The sequence below is a fragment of the Streptomyces sp. NPDC060002 genome (assembly GCF_042737245.1).
GTDB lineage: Bacteria > Actinomycetota > Actinomycetes > Streptomycetales > Streptomycetaceae > Streptomyces.
In genome coordinates this window covers 13,586-36,235 of sequence record NZ_JBHWUW010000040.1, presented here as the reverse complement: position 1 = coordinate 36,235, position 22,650 = coordinate 13,586, and the positions used below count along the sequence as shown (strand labels likewise).

General features: G+C 73.4%; 20 protein-coding genes. 14 read left to right on the top strand and 6 right to left on the bottom strand.

Features of this window, described 5'->3' with window-relative positions; all coding sequences use genetic code 11:
- Nucleotides 1-9: 9 nt before the first annotated feature.
- On the bottom strand, nucleotides 10-1,389 hold the full coding sequence (locus ACFWBD_RS29020; protein WP_385672907.1) for a ricin-type beta-trefoil lectin domain protein: 1,380 nt from the start codon (nucleotides 1,387-1,389) through the stop codon (nucleotides 10-12).
- A 109-nt stretch (nucleotides 1,390-1,498) separates the two neighbouring features.
- Nucleotides 1,499-2,923 (bottom strand): hydrolase, encoded by a 1,425-nt coding sequence (locus ACFWBD_RS29015; protein ID WP_385672904.1) that lies wholly within the window; start codon nucleotides 2,921-2,923, stop codon nucleotides 1,499-1,501.
- A gap of 324 nt (nucleotides 2,924-3,247) precedes the next feature.
- Between ACFWBD_RS29015 and ACFWBD_RS29010 the strand changes: the two genes are divergently transcribed.
- The 4 genes from ACFWBD_RS29010 (at nucleotide 3,248) to ACFWBD_RS28995 (ending at nucleotide 6,025) form a co-directional block, all read left to right on the top strand.
- Nucleotides 3,248-4,840, top strand: coding sequence for a phage tail sheath family protein (locus ACFWBD_RS29010; protein ID WP_385672901.1), 1,593 nt, complete (start codon nucleotides 3,248-3,250; stop codon nucleotides 4,838-4,840).
- A gap of 62 nt (nucleotides 4,841-4,902) precedes the next feature.
- Nucleotides 4,903-5,346, top strand: a complete 444-nt coding sequence (locus ACFWBD_RS29005) for a phage tail protein (RefSeq protein ID WP_020132887.1) — start codon at nucleotides 4,903-4,905, stop codon at nucleotides 5,344-5,346.
- Nucleotides 5,346-5,870 (top strand): hypothetical protein, encoded by a 525-nt coding sequence (locus ACFWBD_RS29000; RefSeq protein ID WP_351766563.1) that lies wholly within the window; start codon nucleotides 5,346-5,348, stop codon nucleotides 5,868-5,870. Before ACFWBD_RS29005 ends, ACFWBD_RS29000 begins: the two co-directional genes overlap by 1 nt.
- Nucleotides 5,867-6,025 (top strand): DUF6760 family protein, encoded by a 159-nt coding sequence (locus ACFWBD_RS28995; RefSeq protein WP_020132885.1) that lies wholly within the window; start codon nucleotides 5,867-5,869, stop codon nucleotides 6,023-6,025. Before ACFWBD_RS29000 ends, ACFWBD_RS28995 begins: the two co-directional genes overlap by 4 nt.
- A 395-nt stretch (nucleotides 6,026-6,420) precedes the next feature.
- Here ACFWBD_RS28995 and ACFWBD_RS28990 read toward each other — a convergent pair whose 3' ends face one another.
- On the bottom strand, nucleotides 6,421-6,918 hold the full coding sequence (locus ACFWBD_RS28990; protein WP_385672898.1) for a hypothetical protein: 498 nt from the start codon (nucleotides 6,916-6,918) through the stop codon (nucleotides 6,421-6,423).
- 1,867 nt (nucleotides 6,919-8,785) lie between these two features.
- Here ACFWBD_RS28990 and ACFWBD_RS28985 point away from each other — a divergent pair.
- The 9 genes from ACFWBD_RS28985 (at nucleotide 8,786) to ACFWBD_RS28945 (ending at nucleotide 18,892) form a co-directional block, all read left to right on the top strand.
- The gene (locus ACFWBD_RS28985; protein WP_385672895.1) at nucleotides 8,786-9,970 is read left to right on the top strand and encodes a hypothetical protein; all 1,185 of its coding nucleotides are present in this window, start codon (nucleotides 8,786-8,788) and stop codon (nucleotides 9,968-9,970) included.
- Nucleotides 9,971-10,046: 76 nt separating this feature from the next.
- A complete protein-coding gene (locus ACFWBD_RS28980; RefSeq protein WP_020132884.1) occupies nucleotides 10,047-10,472 on the top strand; it encodes a phage tail protein in 426 nt (141 codons plus the stop codon).
- A gap of 35 nt (nucleotides 10,473-10,507) precedes the next feature.
- On the top strand, nucleotides 10,508-11,233 hold the full coding sequence (locus ACFWBD_RS28975; protein WP_385672892.1) for a peptidase M23: 726 nt from the start codon (nucleotides 10,508-10,510) through the stop codon (nucleotides 11,231-11,233).
- The gene (locus ACFWBD_RS28970) at nucleotides 11,233-13,137 is read left to right on the top strand and encodes a VgrG-related protein (RefSeq protein ID WP_385672889.1); all 1,905 of its coding nucleotides are present in this window, start codon (nucleotides 11,233-11,235) and stop codon (nucleotides 13,135-13,137) included. The genes ACFWBD_RS28975 and ACFWBD_RS28970 overlap by 1 nt, the downstream gene beginning before the upstream one ends.
- Nucleotides 13,138-13,183: 46 nt before the next feature.
- Nucleotides 13,184-13,627 (top strand): GPW/gp25 family protein, encoded by a 444-nt coding sequence (locus ACFWBD_RS28965; RefSeq protein ID WP_020132881.1) that lies wholly within the window; start codon nucleotides 13,184-13,186, stop codon nucleotides 13,625-13,627.
- Nucleotides 13,627-15,585 carry a putative baseplate assembly protein gene (locus ACFWBD_RS28960; RefSeq protein ID WP_385672886.1) on the top strand — a complete coding sequence of 653 codons (1,959 nt, stop codon included), beginning with the start codon at nucleotides 13,627-13,629 and terminating at the stop codon, nucleotides 15,583-15,585. Before ACFWBD_RS28965 ends, ACFWBD_RS28960 begins: the two co-directional genes overlap by 1 nt.
- A 31-nt stretch (nucleotides 15,586-15,616) precedes the next feature.
- Entirely contained in the window at nucleotides 15,617-16,174 is a 558-nt protein-coding gene (locus ACFWBD_RS28955) for a phage tail protein (RefSeq protein ID WP_385672883.1), read from the top strand.
- 710 nt (nucleotides 16,175-16,884) lie between these two features.
- Nucleotides 16,885-18,048, top strand: coding sequence for an NADase-type glycan-binding domain-containing protein (locus tag ACFWBD_RS28950; RefSeq protein ID WP_385672880.1), 1,164 nt, complete (start codon nucleotides 16,885-16,887; stop codon nucleotides 18,046-18,048).
- Nucleotides 18,049-18,310: 262 nt separating this feature from the next.
- The gene (locus ACFWBD_RS28945; protein WP_385672878.1) at nucleotides 18,311-18,892 is read left to right on the top strand and encodes a GtrA family protein; all 582 of its coding nucleotides are present in this window, start codon (nucleotides 18,311-18,313) and stop codon (nucleotides 18,890-18,892) included.
- Between the two features lie 41 nt (nucleotides 18,893-18,933).
- Here the strand turns inward: ACFWBD_RS28945 and ACFWBD_RS28940 are convergent, their stop codons facing one another.
- The gene (locus tag ACFWBD_RS28940; RefSeq protein ID WP_385672875.1) at nucleotides 18,934-19,857 is read right to left on the bottom strand and encodes an RNA polymerase sigma-70 factor; all 924 of its coding nucleotides are present in this window, start codon (nucleotides 19,855-19,857) and stop codon (nucleotides 18,934-18,936) included.
- Between the two features lie 30 nt (nucleotides 19,858-19,887).
- Nucleotides 19,888-20,256, bottom strand: coding sequence for a DoxX family protein (locus ACFWBD_RS28935; protein WP_385672872.1), 369 nt, complete (start codon nucleotides 20,254-20,256; stop codon nucleotides 19,888-19,890).
- A gap of 197 nt (nucleotides 20,257-20,453) precedes the next feature.
- On the opposite strand from ACFWBD_RS28935, the gene ACFWBD_RS28930 reads away from it, so the two are divergent.
- Nucleotides 20,454-20,984 (top strand): sensor histidine kinase, encoded by a 531-nt coding sequence (locus ACFWBD_RS28930; RefSeq protein WP_385672869.1) that lies wholly within the window; start codon nucleotides 20,454-20,456, stop codon nucleotides 20,982-20,984.
- A 199-nt stretch (nucleotides 20,985-21,183) separates the two neighbouring features.
- Here the strand turns inward: ACFWBD_RS28930 and ACFWBD_RS28925 are convergent, their stop codons facing one another.
- Nucleotides 21,184-22,497, bottom strand: a complete 1,314-nt coding sequence (locus ACFWBD_RS28925; RefSeq protein ID WP_385673039.1) for an LCP family protein — start codon at nucleotides 22,495-22,497, stop codon at nucleotides 21,184-21,186.
- Nucleotides 22,498-22,650 lie beyond the last annotated feature (153 nt).

The following is a 22,650-nucleotide window of genomic DNA, read 5'->3' as shown; positions in this document are numbered from 1 at the left end:
CCGCCGGGTCTACTCCGCGCGCCACTTCTGGTTGGGCGTCCCCGAGCACGTCCACAGCTGGAGCTTGGTGCCGTTGCCGGTGCCGTTGTCCTTGGCGTCGACGCACTTGTCGGCCTGCGGGTTGACCAGGTCACCGGCCTGGCTCAGCACCCACTGCTGGGCGGGGTTGCCGGAGCAGTTGGCCACCTGGATGACCGCGCCATCGTCCTTCGACCCCCAGGCGACGTCCATGCACAGGCCGAGCGCGCGCACGGTGCCGTCGCTCTTGAACACCCACTTCTGGTTGGCCGACCCTGCGCAGTCCCACAGCTGGAGCGGGGTGCCGTCCTTGCCCTTGCCGTTCTGGGCGCCGGTGATGTCGATGCACCGGTCCGAGGCCTGGCCGATGATCACGGCGCCGGGTACCGGGGCCGTCGTCTTCGTGTCGCCCGAACCGCTGGATCCGCTTGCGCTGCCACTGCCCGACCCCGAGGAACCGCCGGACCCGGAACCACCGCTGCCGTCCTGCTCCGCTGCGGGGGCGGAGGACGTCTGCTGCTCGGGCAGCGGTGCGGCGGAGGCGTCCGCCTTGGGCGCGGACGGCGCGGAGACGGAGGGGCTGGGCAGCGCGGTGCTGCCGGCCTCCGCGAGCTTCTCGCTGGCGCTGGTGTTGACCTGCGGTTTGTAGGCCAGCCAGATCATCACGAACGCGATCGCCAGGGCCACCGTCAGGCTGAGCGCCGTCGCCAGCCAGCGCGGCAGGAACCCGCGCTGCACGAAGGTGCCCTCCACCGAGAGCGGCACCGCTCCCGACCGCTGGACGCTCAGCGCGTACGGCCGCTGCTCCTTCGAGCCGAACCAGATGATCTGACGGGGGCGCAGCGTCATGTCGACGAACACCGCCCGCCCCGGCTCGATCTGCACACTGCCCGGCCGGAACTCGTACCCGAGGTGGTCACCCATGTCGGTGCCCGCGACGGACGCCGTCAGGCGGGTGTTGCCGATGTTGTCGATCGCGAGCCGCGGCCGGCCCCGGAACCGTCCCTTCACGGTCGGCGGCACCAGCTCCGCCCGCACCTCCGTGAACGGCGTGATCGTCAGGTTCCCCTCGGGGACCGTCACCGCCTGCGGATGCTCGGTCGGCGTGATGCGCACCGCGAAGGGATTCGGGCCGGCCGCCGCGTCCGAGGTGCGCGGCGGGGCGAAGGTCAGCTCGACCGTGCCCGTCGTGCCGGGATAGAGACGCAGCGTCTGCGGCTCCACCGCCGTCCAGGGCGCCACCGCGCCCACCGGCTCGAAGCGGTACTCGTCGACGACGTCACCGGTGTTGCGCACCCGCAGCCGGACGGTCGTAGTGCCGCCGGGGTCGACGGTCGCCGCGGCCGGTTCCAGAGAAGTCCACAGAGTCACCTGTCGACGCTATGCCGCGGGACGGCGGCCCGTCAGGAAGCCGTGGGGCACGACCGCTGCCCGAAAGGGACGAGCGGTCGTGCCCGTGCACGCGGTTTCGGACCATGCGTCAGACGGTGAAGCGGACGGCTTCCAGTTGGAGCTTCTGCTCCATGGGGCTGCCGCCGTACATCCACTTGCCCGCCGGAGTGCAGCCCATGTTCAGCCACCCCTTGTCCTTGATGTGCGCGCTCTGGCAGACGGAGCCGTCCGTCACCGCGATGGTGAAGCCCTGCATCGGCGAGAGCGCCTCCTTGGTGCTGCCGATGTACATGTCGACGCCGTCGGCCGCATGCGACCACTTGGACCCCGTGGGCCAGCCCTCGACCACGTGCGCGCCGTTGCCCGAGACGCCCTTCGTGCCGGACACGGCGATGTTGAGCGCCTTGATGGGGATGCCCTTGCCGGTCGTGCCCGCGATCGCGCCGTCGCACACCGGGTCCTGCCAGCCCTGGTCCGCCACATAGGCGCGGTAGCAGATGTGCCGCCCGTCGCTGCGCGTCGCCAGCTTCGCCACGGCGACGGCCGCGGTCTCCGGCTTGGGCTTCGCGGGCGCCTTCGACTCGCTCCCGCCGCCCCCGCCCCCGCTCCCGCTGCCGCCGCCACCGGCCGCGGGGGCCGCACTGGTGGCCGGGGCGTCGGGTACGACGGCGGCCGTCGGGGTGGGCACCAGGGGCGGGGCGCTGGGCGTCGCCGACGGGCTGGGCGCCAGGGTGCTGACACCGGCCTCCGCGAGCTTCTCGTTGGCACTCGTGTTGACCTGCGGTTTGTAGGCCAGCCAGATCATCACGAACGCGATCGCCAGGGCCACCGTCAGGCTGAGCGCCGTCGCCAGCCAGCGCGGCAGGAACCCGCGCTGCACGAAGGTGCCCTCCACCTCCAGCGCCTGCGCGCCCGAGCGGCGCACCGCCAGGCTGTAGCGCTGCTCCTCCTTCGAGCCGAACCAGATGATCTGGCGCGGGCGCAGCGTCGTGTTCACGAACACCGCCCGCCCCGGCTCGATCTGCACATTGGCCGGCTGGAGCTCGTACGAGAGCCGGTCACCGTTGTCGCTGCCGCTCAGCGAGGCGGTGACCTTGGTGTTGCCGATGTTGTCGATCGCGAGCCGCGGCCGGCCCCGGAACCGTCCCTTCACGGTCGGCGGCACCAGCTCCGCCCGCACCTCCGTGAACGGCGTGATCGTCAGGTTCCCCTCGGGGACCGTCACCGCCTGCGGATGCTCGGTCGGCGTGATGCGCACCGCGAAGGGATTCGGGCCGGCCGCCGCGTCCGAGGTGCGCGGCGGGGCGAAGGTCAGCTCGACCGTGCCCGTCGTGCCGGGATAGAGACGCAGCGTCTGCGGCTCCACCGCCGTCCAGGGCGCCACCGCGCCCACCGGCTCGAAGCGGTACTCGTCGACGACGTCACCGGTGTTGCGCACCCGCAGCCGGACGGTCGCGCGGCTGCCGGGGTCGACGGTGACGGAGGCGGGTTCGAGGGAAGTCCACAGGCTCACGCGCCGACGCTACGGGGAGGGCGACGGGCGGGGTCAGAGGCGAGGGGGCAGGGTGCGTGCCCTGCCGGGCCGCGACCGGCTGCCCGAGGGGACCTCACGGCCCGGCAGCGCCCCCGGATCCGCCCCCGTGCCCGCGCCGTGCTCCCGCCGGGGCCCCCGTCGCACCGGGGGCGACGGGGGCGGTGCGCAAGGGTCCCGGAGGCCCGTACTGCCCCCGAGGGCAACAGCTGTGCCCCGGACCGTGCACCGGAAGCCGTTTCGACGGACGCGCTTCGCGCGTGACGGTGAAAGACGTCCTGACGCGTACCCCGAGGAGAGCACAGCATGCCGTCCTACCTGTCGCCCGGCGTATACGTCGAGGAGGTGGCCAGCGGCTCCCGCCCGATCGAAGGGGTGGGCACCTCGGTGGCGGCCTTCGTCGGGCTCGCCCCGACCGGCCCCCTCAACGAGCCGACCCTGGTGACCAACTGGACCCAGTACGTGGCCGCGTTCGGTGACTTCACCGACGGCTACTACCTGGCGCACTCCGTCTACGGGTTCTTCAACAACGGTGGCTCGGCGGCGTACGTCGTCCGCGTCGGCGGGACCTCGGCGGGTGCCGCCGGAGACGCCAAGTCGCCCGCCGCGGTCGCCGGTTCCGGCCCCGCGCCGGCCGCCCTGCCGGCCGGTGAGCCGAAGCAGCTCGGCACGTTCACGGTGACGGCGGTGGCGCCGGGCGAGTACGGCGGCCCGCTGAGCGTGGAGGTCGCGGACGCGGAGGGCGAAGGCCCCGCCGAGCGCTTCAAGCTGATCGTCAAGGACGGCGACAAGGCCGTCGAGACGTTCGACGTGTCGGCGAAGAAGGGCAACCGCTCCTACGTCGTCACCCAGGTCAAGGAGCGCTCCAAGCTCATCACCGTGGCCGAGGCCGCGCCCGCCGCGCAGCTGGCCCGCCCGGACAACCAGACGGTCGCGCTGGTCGCACCGCCCGCCGGTTCCCCGGCCGGTGCGGTCGAGGCCGCGCAGCCCGTCGGCCCCGCGCAGTACCTGGGCGACAGCTCCGACCGCACCGGCTTCGGCGGCCTGGAGGCCGTCGACGAGGTGTCCATGGTCGCGGTGCCCGACCTGATGGCCGCCTACCAGCGCGGCGCGATCGACCTGGAGTCGGTCAAGGCCGTCCAGCTGGGCCTGATCGCGCACTGCGAGCTGATGGGCGACCGCGTCGCCATCATCGACCCGCCGCCCGGCCTGAACGCCCGTCAGATCCGGGTGTGGCGCCAGGAGACGGCCGGTTACGACTCCAAGTACGCGGCCCTGTACTACCCGTGGATCAAGTCCTTCGACCCGTCCGCCGGCAAGGCCCGGCTGATCCCGCCGAGCGGCCACGTGGCCGGCGTGTGGGCCCGCAACGACTCCGAGCGCGGCGTCCACAAGGCCCCCGCGAACGAGGTCGTGCGCGGCGCGGTGGACCTGGAGATCCAGATCACCCGCGGCGAGCAGGACCTGCTGAACCCGATCGGCGTGAACTGCATCCGGGCGTTCCCGGGCCGGGGCATCCGCATCTGGGGCGCCCGCACCCTCTCCTCCGACCCGGCCTGGCGCTACCTGAACGTCCGCCGGTACTTCAACTACCTGGAGGAGTCGATCCTGATCGGCACCCAGTGGGTGGTGTTCGAGCCGAACGACCACGCCCTGTGGGCCCGGATCCGGCGCAACGTCTCGGCGTTCCTCGTGAACGAGTGGCGCGGGGGCGCGCTGTTCGGCGGCCGCCCCGAGGAGGCGTTCTACGTCAAGTGTGACGAGGAGTCCAACCCGCCGGAGTCGGTCGACCTCGGCCGCGTGATCTGCGAGATCGGCATCGCGCCGGTCAAGCCCGCCGAGTTCGTGATCTTCCGGCTGGCCCAGTTCTCCAGCGGCAACGGCGAGTTGGAGGAGTAGGGCCGCAGCAGGCCGCTCCGACGTCGTACCGCCCTCCTCACCACACTTAGAAGGAAAGCCAGATGAGTCTCCAGCCGGGTGACGCCCTAACTTCACATAATTTCGGTCTCCAGATCGACGGCGTGATGGTCGAGTACCTCGCCGAGGTCAGCGGCCTCAGCCTCGAACAGGACGTCATCGAGTACCAGCAGGTCTCCGCGCAGGGCAAGCCCGTCACCAAGAAGCTGCCCGGCGTGAAGAAGGCGGGCACCTGCACGGTCGTGCGCGGTATGACCCAGTCCGCGGCGTTCAACCAGTGGATCACCGAGTCGATCAACGGCGTGATGGGCACCGCCCGCAAGAACGCCACGATCATGGTGATGGACTACCAGAACAACCCGGTCAAGCGGTACAACATGCGCAACGCCTGGTGCAGCAAGATCGACACCAGCTCGGTCAAGGCCGGCGAGGCCTCCGCGCTGACCGAGACCGTGACGATCACGTTCGAAGAACTGGTCATCGAGTAATGCGGCGCACGGCTGTCCGGGCGGCGGCGGCGAGCGGGGAGCCGCAGGAGGCGCTCCCGGCCACCGCCGTGCCCGAGTCCGAATCCCTGTCCGGCGCCGCGTCCGCGTTCTCCGCGCCGGGCGCGGCCGCCACCCCGGCCCCGGCGCCGTACCGGCTCCAGACGGAGTTCCCCTTCGAGCTGCCGCGCGGCTACGTCGACGACGCGGGCACGGTCCACCGCGACGGCGTGATGCGGCTGGCGACGGCGCGGGACGAACTGGTCCCGCTCCGCGACATCCGCGTCCAGGAGAACCCGGCGTACCTGTCGGTGGTGCTGCTGGGCCGGGTCATCACCCGGCTCGGCAGCCTCCCGCTGGTCCACGACGGTGTCGTGGAGAACATGTTCGCCTCCGACCTGGCGTTCCTCCAGGACTTCTACCGCCAGGTCAACGCCGAGGGGCACACCCGCGCCTCGGTGCAGTGCCCCCACTGCTCGGAGCCCTTCGAGGTGGAACTCGGCGGGAGCCGCCTGGGGGAATCGTGACGTACGCGACCGACCGGCTGCACGAGGAGATCGCGTACGTCGCCTACCACTTCCACTGGGGCCAGGACGAGATCCTGGACCTGGAACACCACGACCGGCGCCGCTACGCCGACCAGATCGCGTCCCTGGTGACCCGGGGCGGGGCGGAGGGCTGAGGCATGGGGTTCCTGGAACGTTTCCGGGGTGGCCGCGGGAGCGGGCGCGGGGGCGCCCCGGGCACGTCGCCGGCCGCCGGGAGCGGTGCGCCGACGCCGGCGCCGAGCAGCGGCGGCCCCGCTCCGACGGACGACGCCGGTGCGGCGCCACGCGTCGTCGCGGCCGCCTGGCCGACGCTTCCGCCCATCCAGCGGGCGGCGACCGGCGGCGCGTCGGGGGTCGCCGACGCCGGGTTCGGCGGCCGGCTGGCCACCTGGCAGAACCCCTCCTTCACCGGCACCGGCTTCCACGCGGTGCTGGACGCGGCGCCGGGCGGCCTGATGAGCAGCCTGCGGGCGGCTCCGCCGGTCCCCGAACCCGAGCGGGTGGCCGCGCCGCCCCGGCCGACGCCCCTTCAGCGGGCCGTTCCCGCTTCCCCGGCGCTCGCGCCCCGTCCGGCCGCGGCCGGCCCGGGCTCGGTGGCCGGCCCGGGTACTTCGGGTGTCACGGGCGCCAGGGCTACGGCGGGTGCCACGGCTTCCGGTGCGGCGACGCGCCCGTCCGGGTCGGCCGCTCCCGCGTACCCGACGGCTTCCGCGCTGCCCGCGGCTCCGGCTCCCCCGGCGGTGCCTGTGGTGCCGTCGCGGCCTACGGAGCCGTCCGCTCCCGCCGCCTTCCCGGCGCGGGGCATCCGGGTGTCCCCGGCGAGCCCGGTCCCCGCGACGGGCCCGGCCCCGTTGACGAGGTCCATGTCGGCGCCGGTACAGCGGCGCAGCCTGCCCGCCCGACCGGCGTCCCCGTCCGCCTCCCCGGCGCCGGCGGCCCCTGCCTCGGCCTCGGCGGCCGGCAGCGGATCCGCCCAGGCGTCCGGCCGGGGTGCGGGCACCGACGGCGCGGGCCCGGCGACCGGCAAGGAACCCGCTCCAGGCCCCCGACGAGCCGCCGGCCCGAGTTCACCGGCGGCGGGCAACTCCGGTTCCGGGGAGGCCCGTACGGCAGCTCTCCCGCCCGTCGGGCTCCAGCGGGCGGTGCCCCTCCACGAGGGCTCCGCTCCCAGCGGCGCCCCGGTGCGCGTACAGCGAGCGGTACCGGGCGCGGGCGACGCCGGCGCGGCTGTCTCCGGTGCGGGCGACGCCGGCGCGGCTGTCTCCGGCGCGGGCGACGCCGGTGCGGCTGTCTCCGGCGCGGGCGACGCCGGTGCGGCTGTCTCCGGTGCGGGTGACGCCGGTGCGTCGGTGGTGGGCGGTGCCCGGCCCGCCGTGCGGACCGGCTCGGCCCTGCCGTCGTCGGCGAAGTCGCCCGTCGCGTCGACCGGTTCGGCCTCCGCAGGTGCGTCGGGGGCAGCGGCGGCTCCGTCGGCCGGGTCCGCCGGGTCCCCTTCGGCGAGCGCCGGTCACAGCGTGCAGCGTGCCGTTCCCCCGCGTACGGCGCCGTCCTCCTCCCCCGGTGGGACACCCGGGGGCACCGGCACACGCTCCGCGGGCAGCCGGCCCGCCGCACTTCGGCCGGGCGGAACGGAACGTGGTGGCCCGTCGCCTACGTCCACCCCGGGTCCGCCCTCAGCGACCGCCGCGACCTTCCCGACCCCTCCACGTCCAGGCGCGATCGCGCCGGTTTCCGTGAGCAGACGCCTCGCCACCCACGCGAGCTCCACTCCCACCGCCGACGCCCCCACCGGGTCGTCGGCAGCCCGCAGTTCGGGCTCCGGTTCGGCTTCCGGCTCCGGCTCCGGTTCCTCTTCGACCTCCGCTTCCGGCCCTGCCCGAGGCTCCGGTCCGGCGCTGGGTGCCGGCCCCGGCACCGGCACCGGTTCGCCCACGCGTCCCGGCTCGGCTCCCGGTGGCGGTGGCCTTACGTCGTCCCCCAGCGTGCAACGGGCGGCGACGACACCGGACTCGGCCTCCAGTGTCACGGCCTCCTCGGGTGACGGTGGCCGCACATCGACCCCGAGCGTGCAGCGCGCCACGACGACACCGGCCTCGACCTCGGCCTCCCACCCCGGCCCCGGCCCCGGCCCCGGTCACAGTGCCGGTCACGTTCGCGGGTCAGGCGCGGCCTCCGGTGCGGGCCCTGCCTCGGCGCCAGGCCCCGCCGCGTCCTCGATCGACGATGGCCGTACGCCGACCCCGACCCCGACCCCGAGCGTGCAACGTGCCCCGACGGCACCGACCTCGACTTCCGGCCGCCCCGGCTCAAGCCCCGCCGCAACGCCCGGTCCCACCTCGGGTTCCAGTGCTGGTGGCCGCGCATCGACCCCGAGTGCGCAACGCGCCGCGGAGACACCGGCACCGGCCTCCACGCCGTCCGCGCCGACGACCACACCCACGCCCGCCGGTCGTCGTACGGCACCCACCGATGTGCAACGTGCCGTATCGGCTCCCGTATCGGCTCCCGTCCCGGTCACGCCGCCCGCGCGACCCGTCACGCCCGCCGCAATCGGCTCCGCTCGGCCCGTGGGCGACGTGAGCGGTTCGGCGCCGGCACCCACCGGCCCGGCGCTTCCGTCTCACCCTGCCGTCAACTCCCCGGCGCGCGCCGCAGGTTCCGTACCCGTGTCCGCACCCGCGCCCGCCCCCGTACCCGTGTCCGCACCCGCGCCCGCGTCCCAGTCCGCGACGAGTGTCCAGCGGGCCGCCTCCGGTGCGGCCGCCCCCCGGCGTCGCGCGGGCCTCGGTGCCCCCACGAGCCCTTCCTCGGGCCGACCCGGCCCGGCGAACCTGCCCGACACGCCTCACCCGCCCCACACGACCCACACGACCGCGGCGTCATCGACGCCTCCCGTGACTCCAGCCCCCGTCGGGACGCTCCCCGCCGCCGCGTCCGCCCACAGCCATGGCACCCCGGGCGCGCGGACCGAACCGCTTCCCCCGCCTCGGCGCTCCACCCCTCTCGGCGCACCCGTGCAGCGCGCCGCCCTGCCGGTCACCGCCGCGCAGCCCTCGCGCCCCGCGACCGCGCGCCCCGCGCTGGGCGCCCCCCTCTCCACCCGCCCGGCCGACGCCGCACCACTGAACGCGCCGAGCGGCATCCCGATCGCGCCGCAGGTCGGCGCCCCCGGCACGGTGACCGGTCCCGGAGTCGCCTCCTCGGCGCGCCCCCCGCTCACACCGCCCTTCGTGCAGCGCAGCACCGCGGCGCCCGGCGCCCCCGAACTCCCGCTGCCCACACCCACGTCCGCGTCCACGCCCATGTCCGCCCACAGCACGGGCACGCCGACGCATCGTCCGGCCCCGCTGCCCCAGGACACCACCACCGCCGCCGTCGCCCGCAACGCCCCCATGGGCGCCGCCCCACGCACGGTTCGTCCCACGACAGCGACCGGACGGCACCACCCCGTCCACCCCGTCTCCCTCACCGGCAGGCCCCCGGCGTCCCCGGCGCCCGTGCAGCGCAGCGCCGTCAAGGCGCCCGTGCCGTTGCGCCGGACCGCGCCCGGTGCGGCCGCGAGCCGGCCCGTGGCGCACCCGTACCCCACCTCCAGCCTTCCGCCCATCCCCGCGACCCAGTCGGCCCAGCCGACCCCGCCGACCCCGGTCGTACAGCGCCGGCCGCTGCCCGCCCCGGTATCGGCGGCCACCGCGCCCGTACGCCCCGCCACACCACCCGCACCGCCCGCGCCACCGGTTCCGGTGTCGCCCGTCCCGACGCCGACGGCCCCTGTGCCGATGCCGGCGCCCGCCCCCCGGCCGTTGCCCGCACCTCCGACGCCACCCGCCCCGGTGGTCCAGCGGCGCGCCGGCCCACCGCCTCCCGCGTCGCCGAAGCCGCCGCGCGCCGAGCCGGGTGCGACGGACCCGGCCGCCGCTCCCGCGAAGGCGCATCCCGGTTTCGATCCCCGCGCGCTCACCGACTTCCAGCTCGACGAGCTGACGCACCGGCTGACCGGCCGCATCACCCGTCTGCTCCGCACCGAACTGCGGCTCGACCGCGAACGCGTCGGCAGACTCCGCGACCCCCGCCACTGACGCACCCCGTCACCACCCACTGACGCACCCCGTCACCACCCCCGACGCCCCCCTCTCCCAGAAAGGCCAGGCCCCGATGCCCTCCGATCTCGACCCGGGCTCCACCATCTTCTTCACCCTGACCATCGACGGCGAGAGCCTCGGTTTCTTCAACGGGTGTGAGGGGCTCTCGTCGCAGGTGGAGATCGAGCACCGCCAGGAGGGCGGCAACAACGGCTTCGTCTGGCAGCTGCCCTCCCGGGTCACGTTCTCCACGATCCGGCTGACCCGTCCGCTCACCCCGGACACCACCAAGGTCGCCAAGTGGATCTCGTCGGTCACCACGGGGGTGACCCGGCCGACCGCGCAGATCGCGGCGCTGCGCGCGGACGGTTCGGAGGTCGCCCGGTGGGGGCTCATCGACGTACTGCCGGTCAGCTGGCAGGGGCCGTCCCTCAGCCCGGACAGCCCGGGGGTGGCCACGGAGGTCCTGGAGATCACCCACCACGGCTTCACGGACTGAGCAGCAGGACCAGGACTAGGCAGGGAGTACAAGCCATGGCCAAGGGAAGCAAAGGCGGCGCCGGCAAGAGCCTGGTCCGTGCCACCCTCGCGATCCACGAACCGCCGGTGGGCACGAGCACGACCCCCGGCGGGCTGATCAAATCCTTCGCGTTCGACTTCAACCCGTCACAGCTCCAGCTCGGCCGCCGGGCCCAGTGGAAGGTCACCCCCACGGCGGCCGTCCGGGACGGCTCCGTACCGGAGTTCATGGGCCCGGAGCCCCGCGAGATGACCGTCGAGATCTTCCTCGACACCTCGGACCAGCCCGGCAGCAACACCGTACTGAAGAAGGTGGAGTCGCTGCTGGAGTGCTGCGAGGTCACCACCAAGAGCATCGCCGCCAAGCAGCCCTCGCCGCCGTGGGTGGTGTTCCAGTGGGGCTCGTTCTCCACGGCCCGCTTCACCGCCTACGTCAGCAGCATCGACGTCACGTACTCGCTCTTCGGCACGACCGGCGTCCCGATCCGCGCCACCTGCCAGGTGCGCCTGCACGAGATCCCCAGCAAGACGAAGGGCCAGAACCCGACCTCCGGCGCCCTCACCGCACAGCGGGTGCACCGGGTCGTCGCCGGTGACTCCCTCCAGTCCCTGGCCTGGCGCGAGTACGGCGACGCCTCCGCCTGGCGGTCCATCGCCGAGGTCAACGGCATCGACGACCCCTCCCGGCTGCCGACCGGCATCGAACTCGTCCTGCCGGCCGCCGAGGAGGTGCGGCACTGATGGTCCAGTCCGCGTTCTCCAGCGTCATCCAGGTCACCCTCGGCGGCGATCCCCTCCCCGTCGACATCGCGCCGCTCCTCGTCGATGGCTGGGTCGACCAGGGGCTCGGTGTGCCGGCCGCCTTCCGGCTCACCTTCCGCGACCCCGGCCGTCAGGTCCTGGGCAAGCTGAAGGTCAAGTTCGGCACCCCCGTCGTCCTCGCCCCGATCGCCGACGGCAAGGGCGCCTCCGACCCGCTCCTCACCGGCGAGGTGTGCGGCCTGGAGGCGGACTACGACGGCACCGGCACCTTCACCGTCATCCGCGGCTACGACTTCGGCCACCGGCTCATGCGCCAGCGCCGGGTCGCCGCCTACCGCAACCAGAGCGCCTCAGACATCGCCCGCAAGCTGGCCGCCCAGGACGGCGTCCCCGTCGGGAAGATCCAGTCCACCAAGACCGTCTACGAGTTCATCAGCCAGGCCAACGTCACCGACTGGGACTTCCTCGCCCGGCTGGCCGACGAGAACGAGATGGTCATGTCGGTGGACTCCCAGGGCAAGTTCCAGTTCGTCAAGCCCGACCCGGCGTCCGGTGCGCCGCCCACCTCCACCCCCGGCGACAAGAGCCCGTTCGTCCTCGAGGCCGGCACCGACATCCTCCGTCTGCGGGCCGCCGTCACCGCCGCCGAGCAGGTCGGATCCGTCGAGGCGCGCGGCTGGGACGTGACGACGAAGAAGAAGCTCACCGCGACCGCGCCCGCCAAGACCAACCCCGGCATCAGCATCGGCACGACCCCCGGTGAGGCCGCCGCCAAGTTCAAGCCGGCCAAGCTGGTCGACGCGCAGACACCGTACGACCGGCAGTCGGAGGTGAAGTTCGCCGCCGAGGCCCTCGCCGACGACGTCACCGGCTCCTTCGCCGAGCTGGAGGTCATCGCGCGCGGCACCCCGAAACTCCGCCCCGGGCTGCCCGTCACCCTCGCCGACGTCGGCGCCCCCTTCGAGGGCAAGTACACCGCCACCTCCGTACGGCACGTCTTCGGCGACGGCAAGCACTACGAGGCCTGGGTCACGGTCAGCGGGCGGCAGTGGCGGTCCCTGTACGGGCTCGCCTCGGGCGGCGGCAACGCCGGCAACGGCCTGAACCTCCCGGGCACCGCCAACGCCCTGGTCACCGACGTCGGCGACCCGCTCAAGCAGGGCCGGGTGAAGCTCCAGTTCCCCTGGCTCGACGACGCCTACATCAGCGACTGGACACGGGTCGTGCAGTGGGGTGGCAACCGCGGCGGCTCGATCTTCCCCCTCGACGTCGGCGACGAGGTGCTGGTCGCCTTCGACCGGGGCGCCCTCGACCACCCGTACGTCATCGGCGGCCTCTACAACGGCAAGGACAAGCCGACCCCGGTCAAGGACGTGCCCCTGCACGACGGGGCGCGCCACCGTGCCGTCCGCCACACCCTCTCCGACCGGGACGGCAACCGCGTCGACCTGCTCAGCCAGACGACCGGCGGCCGCAAGCAGGGCGTGCGGGTGACGTCCGGCGACGACAAGCTCGTCATCAACCTGGACCGCACGAAGACCGAGATCACCGTCGACAGCAAGGGCACGGTCAGCATCAAGGGCAGCAGGGCGGTGTCCGTCGAGGCGGGTACCGACCTCACGCTCAGCGCGCGCCGCAACCTCACCATCAAGAGCGGCGCCCTCCTCTCCATCCGGGGCAGTACGGTCCACGTCAAGTCCATGACGGGTGTGACGTCGGTGGACGCGGCGGGTCTGCTCAGCCTCAAGTCGGGCGGCGCCGCGGTCTTCAGCGCGGGCGCCACCATGCAGGTCAACGCCACCGCCAACGTGGGCATCCGGGCCGCGACCCTCATGCTCCAGGGCGCCGTACTCGTCAATGCCAAGCCGTATCCGCTGCCGTGACGACAGCCGACCGGTACCGGAGAAGGAAAAGGCAGGTGGCCCTCTGATGGCCGAGCAATTCGTCGGATCGGGCTGGGCGTTCCCGCTCCGCATCGGCCCCACCGGGGGCATCGCCCTGGTAAGCGGGGAGCGCGAGATCGAGGAGGCCATCCGGCTGATCCTCGCCACCGCGCCGGGCGAACGTCCCATGCGCCCGGAGTACGGCTGCGCCATCCACGACCTGGTCTTCGCGCCGGTCAACGAGGCGACCGCCGGGCGCATCCAGCACGAGGTGTACACCAGCCTGGACCGCTGGGAGCCGCGCATCGAGGTCACCGACGTCGAGGTCACCGCCGGCGCCGAACAGGGCGTGCTCTTCATCGACGTCCAGTACGCGATCCGCGGCACCAACAATCCGCGCAGTCTCGTCTTCCCCTTCTACGTCATTCCGTCCCACGACGAGCCGGGTCTCCCCGGTCCGTCCGGTACGGCTTCCGAAAGCGACCGCTGATGGCCCTGCCCTCCCCGAACCTGGACGACCGCCGCTTCCAGCAGTTCGTCGACGACGCCAAGCGCTACATCCAGCAGCGCGCACCGGAGTGGACCGACCACAACGTCTCCGACCCGGGCGTGACGCTCGTCGAGACGGTCGCCCACATGGCCGACCAGATCGTCTACCGCCTCAACCGCGTCCCCGACAAGAACCACCTGGCCTTCCTGGACCTGGTCGGCATCCGGCTCTTCCCGCCGTCGGCCGCCCGCACGGAGGTCACCTTCTGGCTGTCCGCGCCGCAGGACGAGCCGGTCCTGCTGCCGGTGGGCACCGAGGTGGCGACGGTCCGCACGGAGAGCGAGGAAGCGGTCGTCTTCGCGACGGAACGCGAACTCACCGTCGTACCGAGCCGGTTGAGCCACCTCGTCGTGCAGCACCGGGGCGAGCCGGTCACCGACCGGACCAGCGACCTCGCCGAGGGCAAGGACCTGCTCTGCTTCGCCGAGGCGCCGCAGCCCGGCGACTGCATGCTGTTCGGGCTGAGCGCGGCCGTCCCGCACTGCGCGGTGGTCCTGGAACTGGACAGCCGCGTCGACGGCGTCGGCGTCGACCCGCGCCAGCCCCCGCTCGTCTGGGAGGCCTGGACGGAGGACGGCTGGCAGGAGTGCGAGATCGACCGCGACGGCACCGGCGGCCTCAACCGCCCCGGTGAGGTCGTCCTGCACATCGGAGGCGGCCACGTGCTGTCCCGCTCCGGCGGCCAGGAGGCCGGCTGGCTGCGCTGCCGTGTCACCGAGCCCCTCCCCGGCCAGCCCTTCTACACGACCTCCCCTACCGTGCGCTCCGCCGAGGTCTTCACGGTCGGCGGCACCGCCCCCGCCGTGCACGCCGAGACCGTCTACGACGAGGCCCTCGGCGAGTCCACCGGCCTGCCCGGCCAGCACGTCGGCCTCGCGCACGCGCCCGTGGTCGGCGACGACCCGCCGCTCCTGCTGCAGACCGCCGAGCACGAGGGCTGGTCCGACTGGCAGGTCGTCCCGCACTTCGCCGCCTCCGGCCCCGACGACCGCCATGTCACCCTCGACGCGGCCACCGGCGAGATCGCCTTCGGACCGTCCGTCCGCGAACCCGACGGCAGACTCCGCCAGTACGGGGCCGTCGCCCCCAAGGGCTCGGTCATCCGCGCCCGCCTCTACCGCACCGGCGGCGGCCGCGCGGGCAACGTGGCCCGGGGCGCGGTCCAGGTGCTCCGCACCTCCGTCCCGTACGTCTCGGAGGTCGTCAACCGGGAGGCCGCGCGCGGCGGGGTCGACGGCGAGACGGTGGAGGAGGCGAAGCTCCGCGCGCCGATCACCCTGCGCGCCCAGGAGCGGGCCGTGACCCTGCGCGACTACGAGGAACTCGCCCGCCGCGCCGCGCCCGAGACCGCCCGCATCACCTGCCTGGAGGGCCAGCCCGACGAACACGGCTCCTACGCGGTACGGGTGCTGGTGGTCCCGCAGGCGGTGCCGGACCCCGGCGGACGCCTCCGTTTCGAGCAACTGGTGCCCGGCGACTCCCTGCTGGACCGCATCACCCGGCACCTCGACGAACGCCGTCTGATCGGCACCAGGCTGGCCGTCGGCCCGCCGTACTACCAGGGCGTGACGGTGGTGGCGACGGTCCACGCCTTCCGGGGCGTCGACACGGACCGCGTCCGCCGCCAGGCCCACGACGCCCTCTACCGCCACCTCGACCCGCTGATCGGCGGCGCGGACGGCAAGGGCTGGCCCTTCGGCCGCCCGGTGCAGTCGGGCGAGGTCTTCGCCGTCCTCCAACGCGTCCCGGGAGTGGAGCTGGTCGACCAGGTCATGCTGCACCCCGCCGACCCGCTGACGGGCAAGCGCGGCGAGGCGACCGACCGCATCGACCTGGCCGCACCGGCCCTGGTGTTCTCCTACGACCACCGGGTGCGAGTGATCGGGGACGGCGCATGAGCGGCGCGAACTCACGTAAGGGGACGGGGCGTTGAGGGGCTCGGTGGACGGCCTCAGCTCCTCCGTCCCGATCGGCGGGATGCTGCCGGCCGTCTTCGCCGACGACGACCTGGCACAGCGTTTCGTCGGGGGCCTGGACGAGGTGATGGCCCCCATCCTCAACGTCCTCGACTGTCTGCCCGCCTACTTCGACCCCGCGCTCGCCCCGGTCGACTTCACCCGCTGGCTGGCGACCTGGGTCGGCGCGGAGACCGACGGCACGGAACCGGAACCGAGGCTGCGGGCCGCGGTCGCGGCGGCCGCGTACCTGCACCGGGTGCGCGGCACCCGGCGCGGCCTGTCGGAGACGGTCCGGCTGGCCTTCGGCGTGGAGCCGGAGATCTCCGAGAGCGGTGGCGCCGACTGGAGCGCCCGGCCGCTCGGCCCGGTCCCCGGCGAACCCCGGCCGCACCTGCACGTCACGGTCCGCCTGCCCGACCCCGGCCCGGCGGACGAGCACCGCCTGGACACCCTCGTGGCCGCCGCCCGCCCCGCCCACATGCCGTACACGGTCAAGGTGACCGCCGCCGAAAGGACCCCGGAGAGATGACCACCCAGAACTGCGCCGAGTGCGGCACGCGGGCCGAGCCCGGCCAGTCGTTCTGCGACGCCTGCGGCGCCGTACTGAGCTGGACGGACCGCCCCACGTCCCGCCCCGGCGCGGCCACCGGGTCGGGCTCCGGATCGGGTCCGGGGTCCGGCTCCGGCTCCGGCTCCGGGTCGTTCTCGCCCCCCGCGACCGGGTCCGGGTCGGATGCCGGGCCCGGCACGGGCCCCGGCGCGGGAACGGGCTCCGGCTTCGGGACAGGTTCGGGTGCAGGGACAGGTTCGGGTGCCGGGTCCGCGCCGGGTGAGGGGTCCGGGACGGGCTCGGCCTACGGGTCCGGGGCGGGAGCCGGGTCCTACGGCTCCGGCTCCGGCTCCGGGACAGGAACAGGGTCCGCTCACGGGTCCGGGTCCGGGTCCGGGACGGGGTCAGGGTCAGGGTCAGGGTCAGGGTCAGGGTCAGGTTCCGGGTCCACGTACGGCTCCGGCTCGGGCTCGGCCTCCGGACCCGGCTCGGCGTACGGGGCCGGGGCGGCGGCCGGTGCCGACTCCGGGGCCGCGTACCGCGCCGCGGAGGGCACGCGGGAGCCCTCGCGCGCCGCGGGGCCGGAGGCCGGCCCGGTCTCCCGTACGGCTTCCACCACCGCCTCCGCTTCCACCATCGCCTCCCCCACCACCGCTCCCGCCCCCGCCGCCGCCGTCTCCGGTACGGCGGTGGCGAACGCGCCGGCCCCCGCCCCTGCGCACGCCGCGCCCGAGCCCCCTACCCAGGCCGCCGCCCCGGCCGCCGACGACGACTACGACCCGGACGACGAGGACACCACGGAAACTCCCCTGCCGGTCATCCCGCCGGAGGACGGCACCGCCGCTCCGTCAGGCACAGCACCGGCCCCCGCGCACACTCCCGCCCCCGACCAGACCGCCCCCACCACGCCCGTACCGGCGGCGGCCGCCCCCGCCCCCGCCCCCGTCCTCGGCGACACGATGGCCGCCCGGGCCCGCTCCCTCCTGGTCCCCGTGGCCGACGCGGAGCCCCGACCCGCCGCACCTCCGTCCGTGGCCCCGGTCCTGCCGGGCAGGCCGATCGCGGACCGGCCGCAGGTACGCGCGCCCGGCCCCGTCCAGGGCGAGCCGTACGGCGTCGCGTGCCCCTGGTGTGCCACTCCCAACAACCCCGACCGGCACTTCTGCGTCCGCTGCGCGATGCCCATGACGCTGGAGGACCGCTCCTCGATCCGCCTCCCCTGGTGGCGCCGCCTGTTCAACCGCAACGGCGCGACCCCCTGGGCCGGCGACCGCCCGCGTCTGCGCCGTACGTTCGACCGCATCCTCAGCTGGGTGGTCGCGGCGGTCGTCATCACCCTCGTGATCATCGCGGGGGTGAACACGCCGACCGCGATCCAGGCCACCCGCGACCACTTCGCCAAGCGCGCCCCGGTCGCCCCGGACTCGTTCGCGGCCTCGCGCTCCTACCCGGGGCACAAGCCGGAGCTGGCCTTCGACAAGATCAACAACAGCTGGTGGGGTCCGGGTGTCTCGCAGTCGGGCGAGGGCGAGTGGATCGAGGCCCGCTTCGACCAGCCGACCCGCCTGCTGGACCTGATCATCACTTCGGGCACGTCGGTCCGCCCCGACCAGCTCAGCCAGTCGGCCCTCCCTCACCGCATCAAGGCGACGATCACCCTGAAGGACGGCAAGACGACGACCCGGGAGATCACTCTGGACCAGAGTTCGGGGGGCCAGCGCCGCGCCTTCCGGGTGGGTGAGGTCACCAAGGTCCGCTTCACGATCGAGTCGTCGTACATGGCCTCCGGGAGCAAGCAGGTGTCGATAGCCGAGATCGAGTTCTTCGGCCGGTCGAGCGCGAACTCGACGTGACGGCCCGACGGTCCGACGGCCTGACGGCCCCACGATCTGACGGTCCGACGGCCCCACGGCCCCACGATCTGACGGCCTGACAGCTTGACGGTCTGACGCTCCGATGGCCTGACCTGGCGGTTCAGGGCCCTGGGTGACCGGGAGGGAAGCCTCCCCGATCACCTGGGGCCCTTCCTCATTGCGCTACTTGCGTAAGTCAAGCAAGCTATTTATAGTTGCCTGAGTTAAGCAAGCTAGTTCACCCGTTGCGGAAGGAACCGCCGTGAAGTCGCTGACCTCCTTCGCCCGCTTCGTGGCCTTCGGCGGCGGTACCGGAGTCCTCTCCAGCCTGGCCGTACCGCTGCTGGCGGCGCTGATGCCGTGGACCCTGTCGAACGCGCTGATCACCATCGCCTCGACCGTCCTGTGCACCGAGCTGCACGCCCGTCACACCTTCCGCACCGGCCGCCGCGCGGGCCTGCGCCGGCACTGGCAGTCGGCGGGCTCGGCGGCCGCCGCCTACGCGGCGACCTCCGTGGCCGTGCTCGCCCTCCACGCGATCCAGCCCACCCCCGGCATGCTCACCGAGCAGCTCGTCTACCTCTCGGCCTCGGGCCTCGCGGGCATCGGCCGCTTCCTGATCCTGCGCCTGTTCGTCTTCGCGACAGGCACCGACGCCACAGGCGCCGAGGTGACAGGCGCCGAGGTGACAGGCACCGAAGGCGAGACGGCGAGGACGACCCGCGCGAACGAGCCGACCGACGCGGCCAGGCCGGCCAGGCCGGCCAGGGTCACGACGATCACCCGCCCCCGGCGGATGCCCGCCCCCGCCGTCGGACTGACGGCGGCCCTCAGCCCGAGCTGACCGAGGCGCGGGCCGTGCGGGCCGCGCCGGCCCGTGCGCCCTCACCCCGCGGGCCGGCGCGCCTTCCGCGCTTCGCGGTCGACCGCCCAGGCGTCCGCCACCGGGCCCAGGTGCCCGAGCTTGTCGGGGTTGATCACCAGGCGGATCGCCCGGATCCGCCCGTCGAGCACGTCGAGCGCCAAGGTGTGGAGCACCCTGCCGTCCCGGTCGCGGAAGACCGCGCCGGGCTGGCCGTTGATCTCGTGCGGCTCGAACGTCACGTCGATCCGGGCCACCAGGACGAAGGCGGTGGCGAGCAGCCGGGCCACGTTCTCGGCGCCGACGACGGCTCTGGCCAGCTGCGGGGCCCGGCCGCCGCCGTCGCCGACCATCGCCACGTCGGCGGCGAGCAGTTTCTGAAGGCCGGCGACATCGCCTTCGCGGAGGGCGTCGAAGAACCCGGACGCCAGTTCCTCCCGCTCTCTGCGGTCCGCCGCGAAGCGGGGCCGGCCCTCGGCCATGTGACGCCGGGCCCGCACCACGAGCTGGCGGCACGCCGCCTCCGAACGCCCCACGGCCGCCGCGACCTCGGGGAAACCGAACGCGAACACCTCCCGCAGCACGAACACCGCCCGCTCGAGCGGGCTGAGCCGCTCGAGCAGCAACAGGGCCGCCACCGACACCGAGTCCGCCAGCTCCGCCGACCGCGCCGGATCCTCGTAGGGGTCGCTGAGCAGCGGCTCGGGGAGCCACTGCCCGACGTACTCCTCCCGCCGGACGCGGGCCGAGCGCAGCACATCGATCGAGAGCCGGGTCACCACGGCCGAGAGGAAGGCCTTGGTGGACGCGGGCGCGGCCGGGGAGGCCTCGAAGCGCAGCCAGGTCTCCTGGACGGCGTCCTCGGCCTCACCGACACTGCCGAGGATCCGGTAGGCGATCGAGAACAGCAGCGGTCGCAGCTCCTGGAACTCCTCGGTCCTGCCCATGCCGGCTCCTCCGTGAATTCACCCACGCCGTCAGAGGCCGAAGCGGCCCCAGGCGATGAATGCCGCGCAGGCGAGATAGACCAGGTTCAGCACCACCAACCTGGACTCGCCGAGGCGGCCGTGGGTCATCATCGCGCCGACCATCAGCAAGATCCAGCAGAGTGCGGTCACCGGCACCAGAATCGGCGCGATACCGAGCGCGGCAGGCAGGATCAGGCCTGCCGCGGCCAGCAGCTCCAGGATGCCGAGGGTCTTGACGAAGGGGGCGCCGACGTCGGCGGTCCATCCCCCGCCGTGGGCGGCGGCCAGCGTCTCCTTGGGCACGAACGTCTTGGTGACGCCACCGGCCAGGGCTACGGCGGCCAGCAGTCCGGCGGCGATCCACAGTGCGAGGTCCATCGTCCACTCCTTGATCGAAGGCTTGTTCCTTCCGCACCTCCTAGGACGAGACAGCGGCCTCCGCCTGTGACATCCGCATCGGCGAACGTATAGAGACCTCACGCGCCGGGCGGACCGCCCTCCGCCCCCACGTCTCCCGGCACGTCCACGGCCGCGCCCCCCGCCGGATCCCCCGGCGCGTCCAGCGCTGTCTCCGCGTGGGCGACGAAGTCGTCGACGAGGCGGTGGAAGAGGGTGGCGGGCTGCCGCAGGTCGTCCGGCGCCCGGTCGGCCAGGGCGGGGCTCATGCCCCGGCGGCCGACGTCCCGTACGCGGCCGATCGCGACCCGGCCCGCATCGGTGAGCTGGACGCGGGCGCGGGCCTCGAGGTCACGCCGCACACCGAGGGCGAGCCCGGTCCGGTCACCGCCGGCGCGGAGCTCACGGCGTACCGGATCGTGCAGGAGGCCCTCACCAACGTCACCAAGCACGCGGGTGCCCGTACGGCGGCGATACGGCTCGTCTACGCGGAGGATCTGCTGACGGTCGCGGTCACGGACGACGGCGGCGCGCATCCGAAGGTCCCCGCCTCCGTGGGCGGCGGCGGATACGGCCTCATCGGCATGCGGGAGCGGGCCCGCTCGGCGGACGGCCGGGTCCGTACGGGGCATCGGCCCGGCGGCGGCTTCGAGGTCGTCGCCGAACTCCCCCTGCACACACGGAGAACGAACGAGTCCCACCCCGTCTGACACGGGATGGGACTCGTTCGAAATGGAGCGCCGGGCAGGCCTTGCACCTGCATTTCCCCGCAGGAAGCGGGGCGTCTTTCCTTGGACCACCAACGCAGAGGTCGTTCACCGTTTTTCTTTCCGGTGACCGGCTCAAGATCAAGGTTACCGCATCTCCGGGGCGCTCTTGACCATGTACATCGTCAGGCCGGAGACCCCGTCAGGCGACGTCGCCGACCTTCAACTCGGGTCCGACGACCAGGGTGACGACGCCCGGGGCGGCCGAAGCGTCGGCGGTGGCCGTCCGGCCGGGCAGCCGGGAGGCGAGGACGGCGGCCTGGCTGTCGAGGCCCGCCGGATAGGTGACGGTCGTTTTGGCCACCGTCGCAGGGGCGTTGCCCGTGCCGGTGACGGTGTATCCGGCGTCCTTCAGCTTCTCCGCGACGGCGGCGGCGCGCCCGGAGACCCCGGTGCCGTTGAGGACCTGGACCCGCACGCTGGAGGCGTACACCACGCTCTTCTTCGCCGCCTCCAACTGCGGCTTGGTGACCTCCTTGTCCTTGGCCAGGGAGGTGAACAGGTCGGCGGCCTGCGGGTACTGCCAGACGATGTTGGCCTTGTCGGTGGGCTGGTCGGCCTCGCGCCCGTAGTTGGGCACGGTGAGGAAGCTCAGGCGGTCGCTCGGTATCCCCTTGAGCTCGTTGGCCAGCCCGTACAGCGGCTGGATGCCGGCCATGTCGGGGTCGGTGGTGAGGGACTTGGTGATCGACTGGAGGAAGCCGTACATGGCGTCGGGGCTCGTGAGCTTGGACTTGGCCTTCTTGGCCAGCGCGTCCATGAACTCCTGCTGGCGCCCGATGCGTCCGATGTCGGAGCCGTCGCCCACGCTGTAGCGGGTGCGGACGTATCCGAGCGCCTTCTCGCCCTTGACGGTCTGGCAGCCCGCCTCCAGGTCCAGGTGGGCCTTCTCGTCGTGGATGGCCTGCTTCGGGCAGACCTCGATGCCCCCCAGCGCGTCGACCATGCCCTTGAAGCCGGAGAAGTCGACCGTCATGAAGTGGTCGATGCGCAGGCCCGTGTTGGACTCGACGGTCTTGATGCTGCACGCGGCGGCCTCGGCGACCTTGCCGTTGCTGCCGCCGAGCGCGAACGCCTCGTTGATCTTGAAGTGGTGCGGGGAGGACGAACTGCCGTCGCCCTTCTCGCAACTGGGTATCTCCACCCACGAGTCGCGCGGGAAGGAGACGACCGAGGCCCACTTACGGTCGGCCGGGATGTGCAGCACCATCAGCGTGTCGGACTGCATGGTGGTCAGGTCCTTGCCGTACTTGGCGTTGGCGCCGTCACGGCTGTCGGATCCGACGATCATGATGTTCTTCGAGCCGGGACTGAGGTTCTCGGGCCGGTTCTCGCCCAGCTTGTCGTCGACGTCAGCTGAGTTGATGTTGTTGTTCAGGTCGTTGTAGACCCAGGCCCCGACCCCGCCCACCCCGAGGACGACGACGGACGTGACGCCCGCGCCCCACGCGAGGATCCGCCCCCGCCTCGTGAGCCGCGTCCCGCCGGGCCCACCCGTCCTGCCACCGGGCCCGCCGGTCCTGCCCCTGCCGCTTCGGCCGGCCGCCTCCACCGGAGTACGCCCACGCCTCCTCGTCCCGCTCACCGGCGCTCGCTCCTCCGCCTCGGC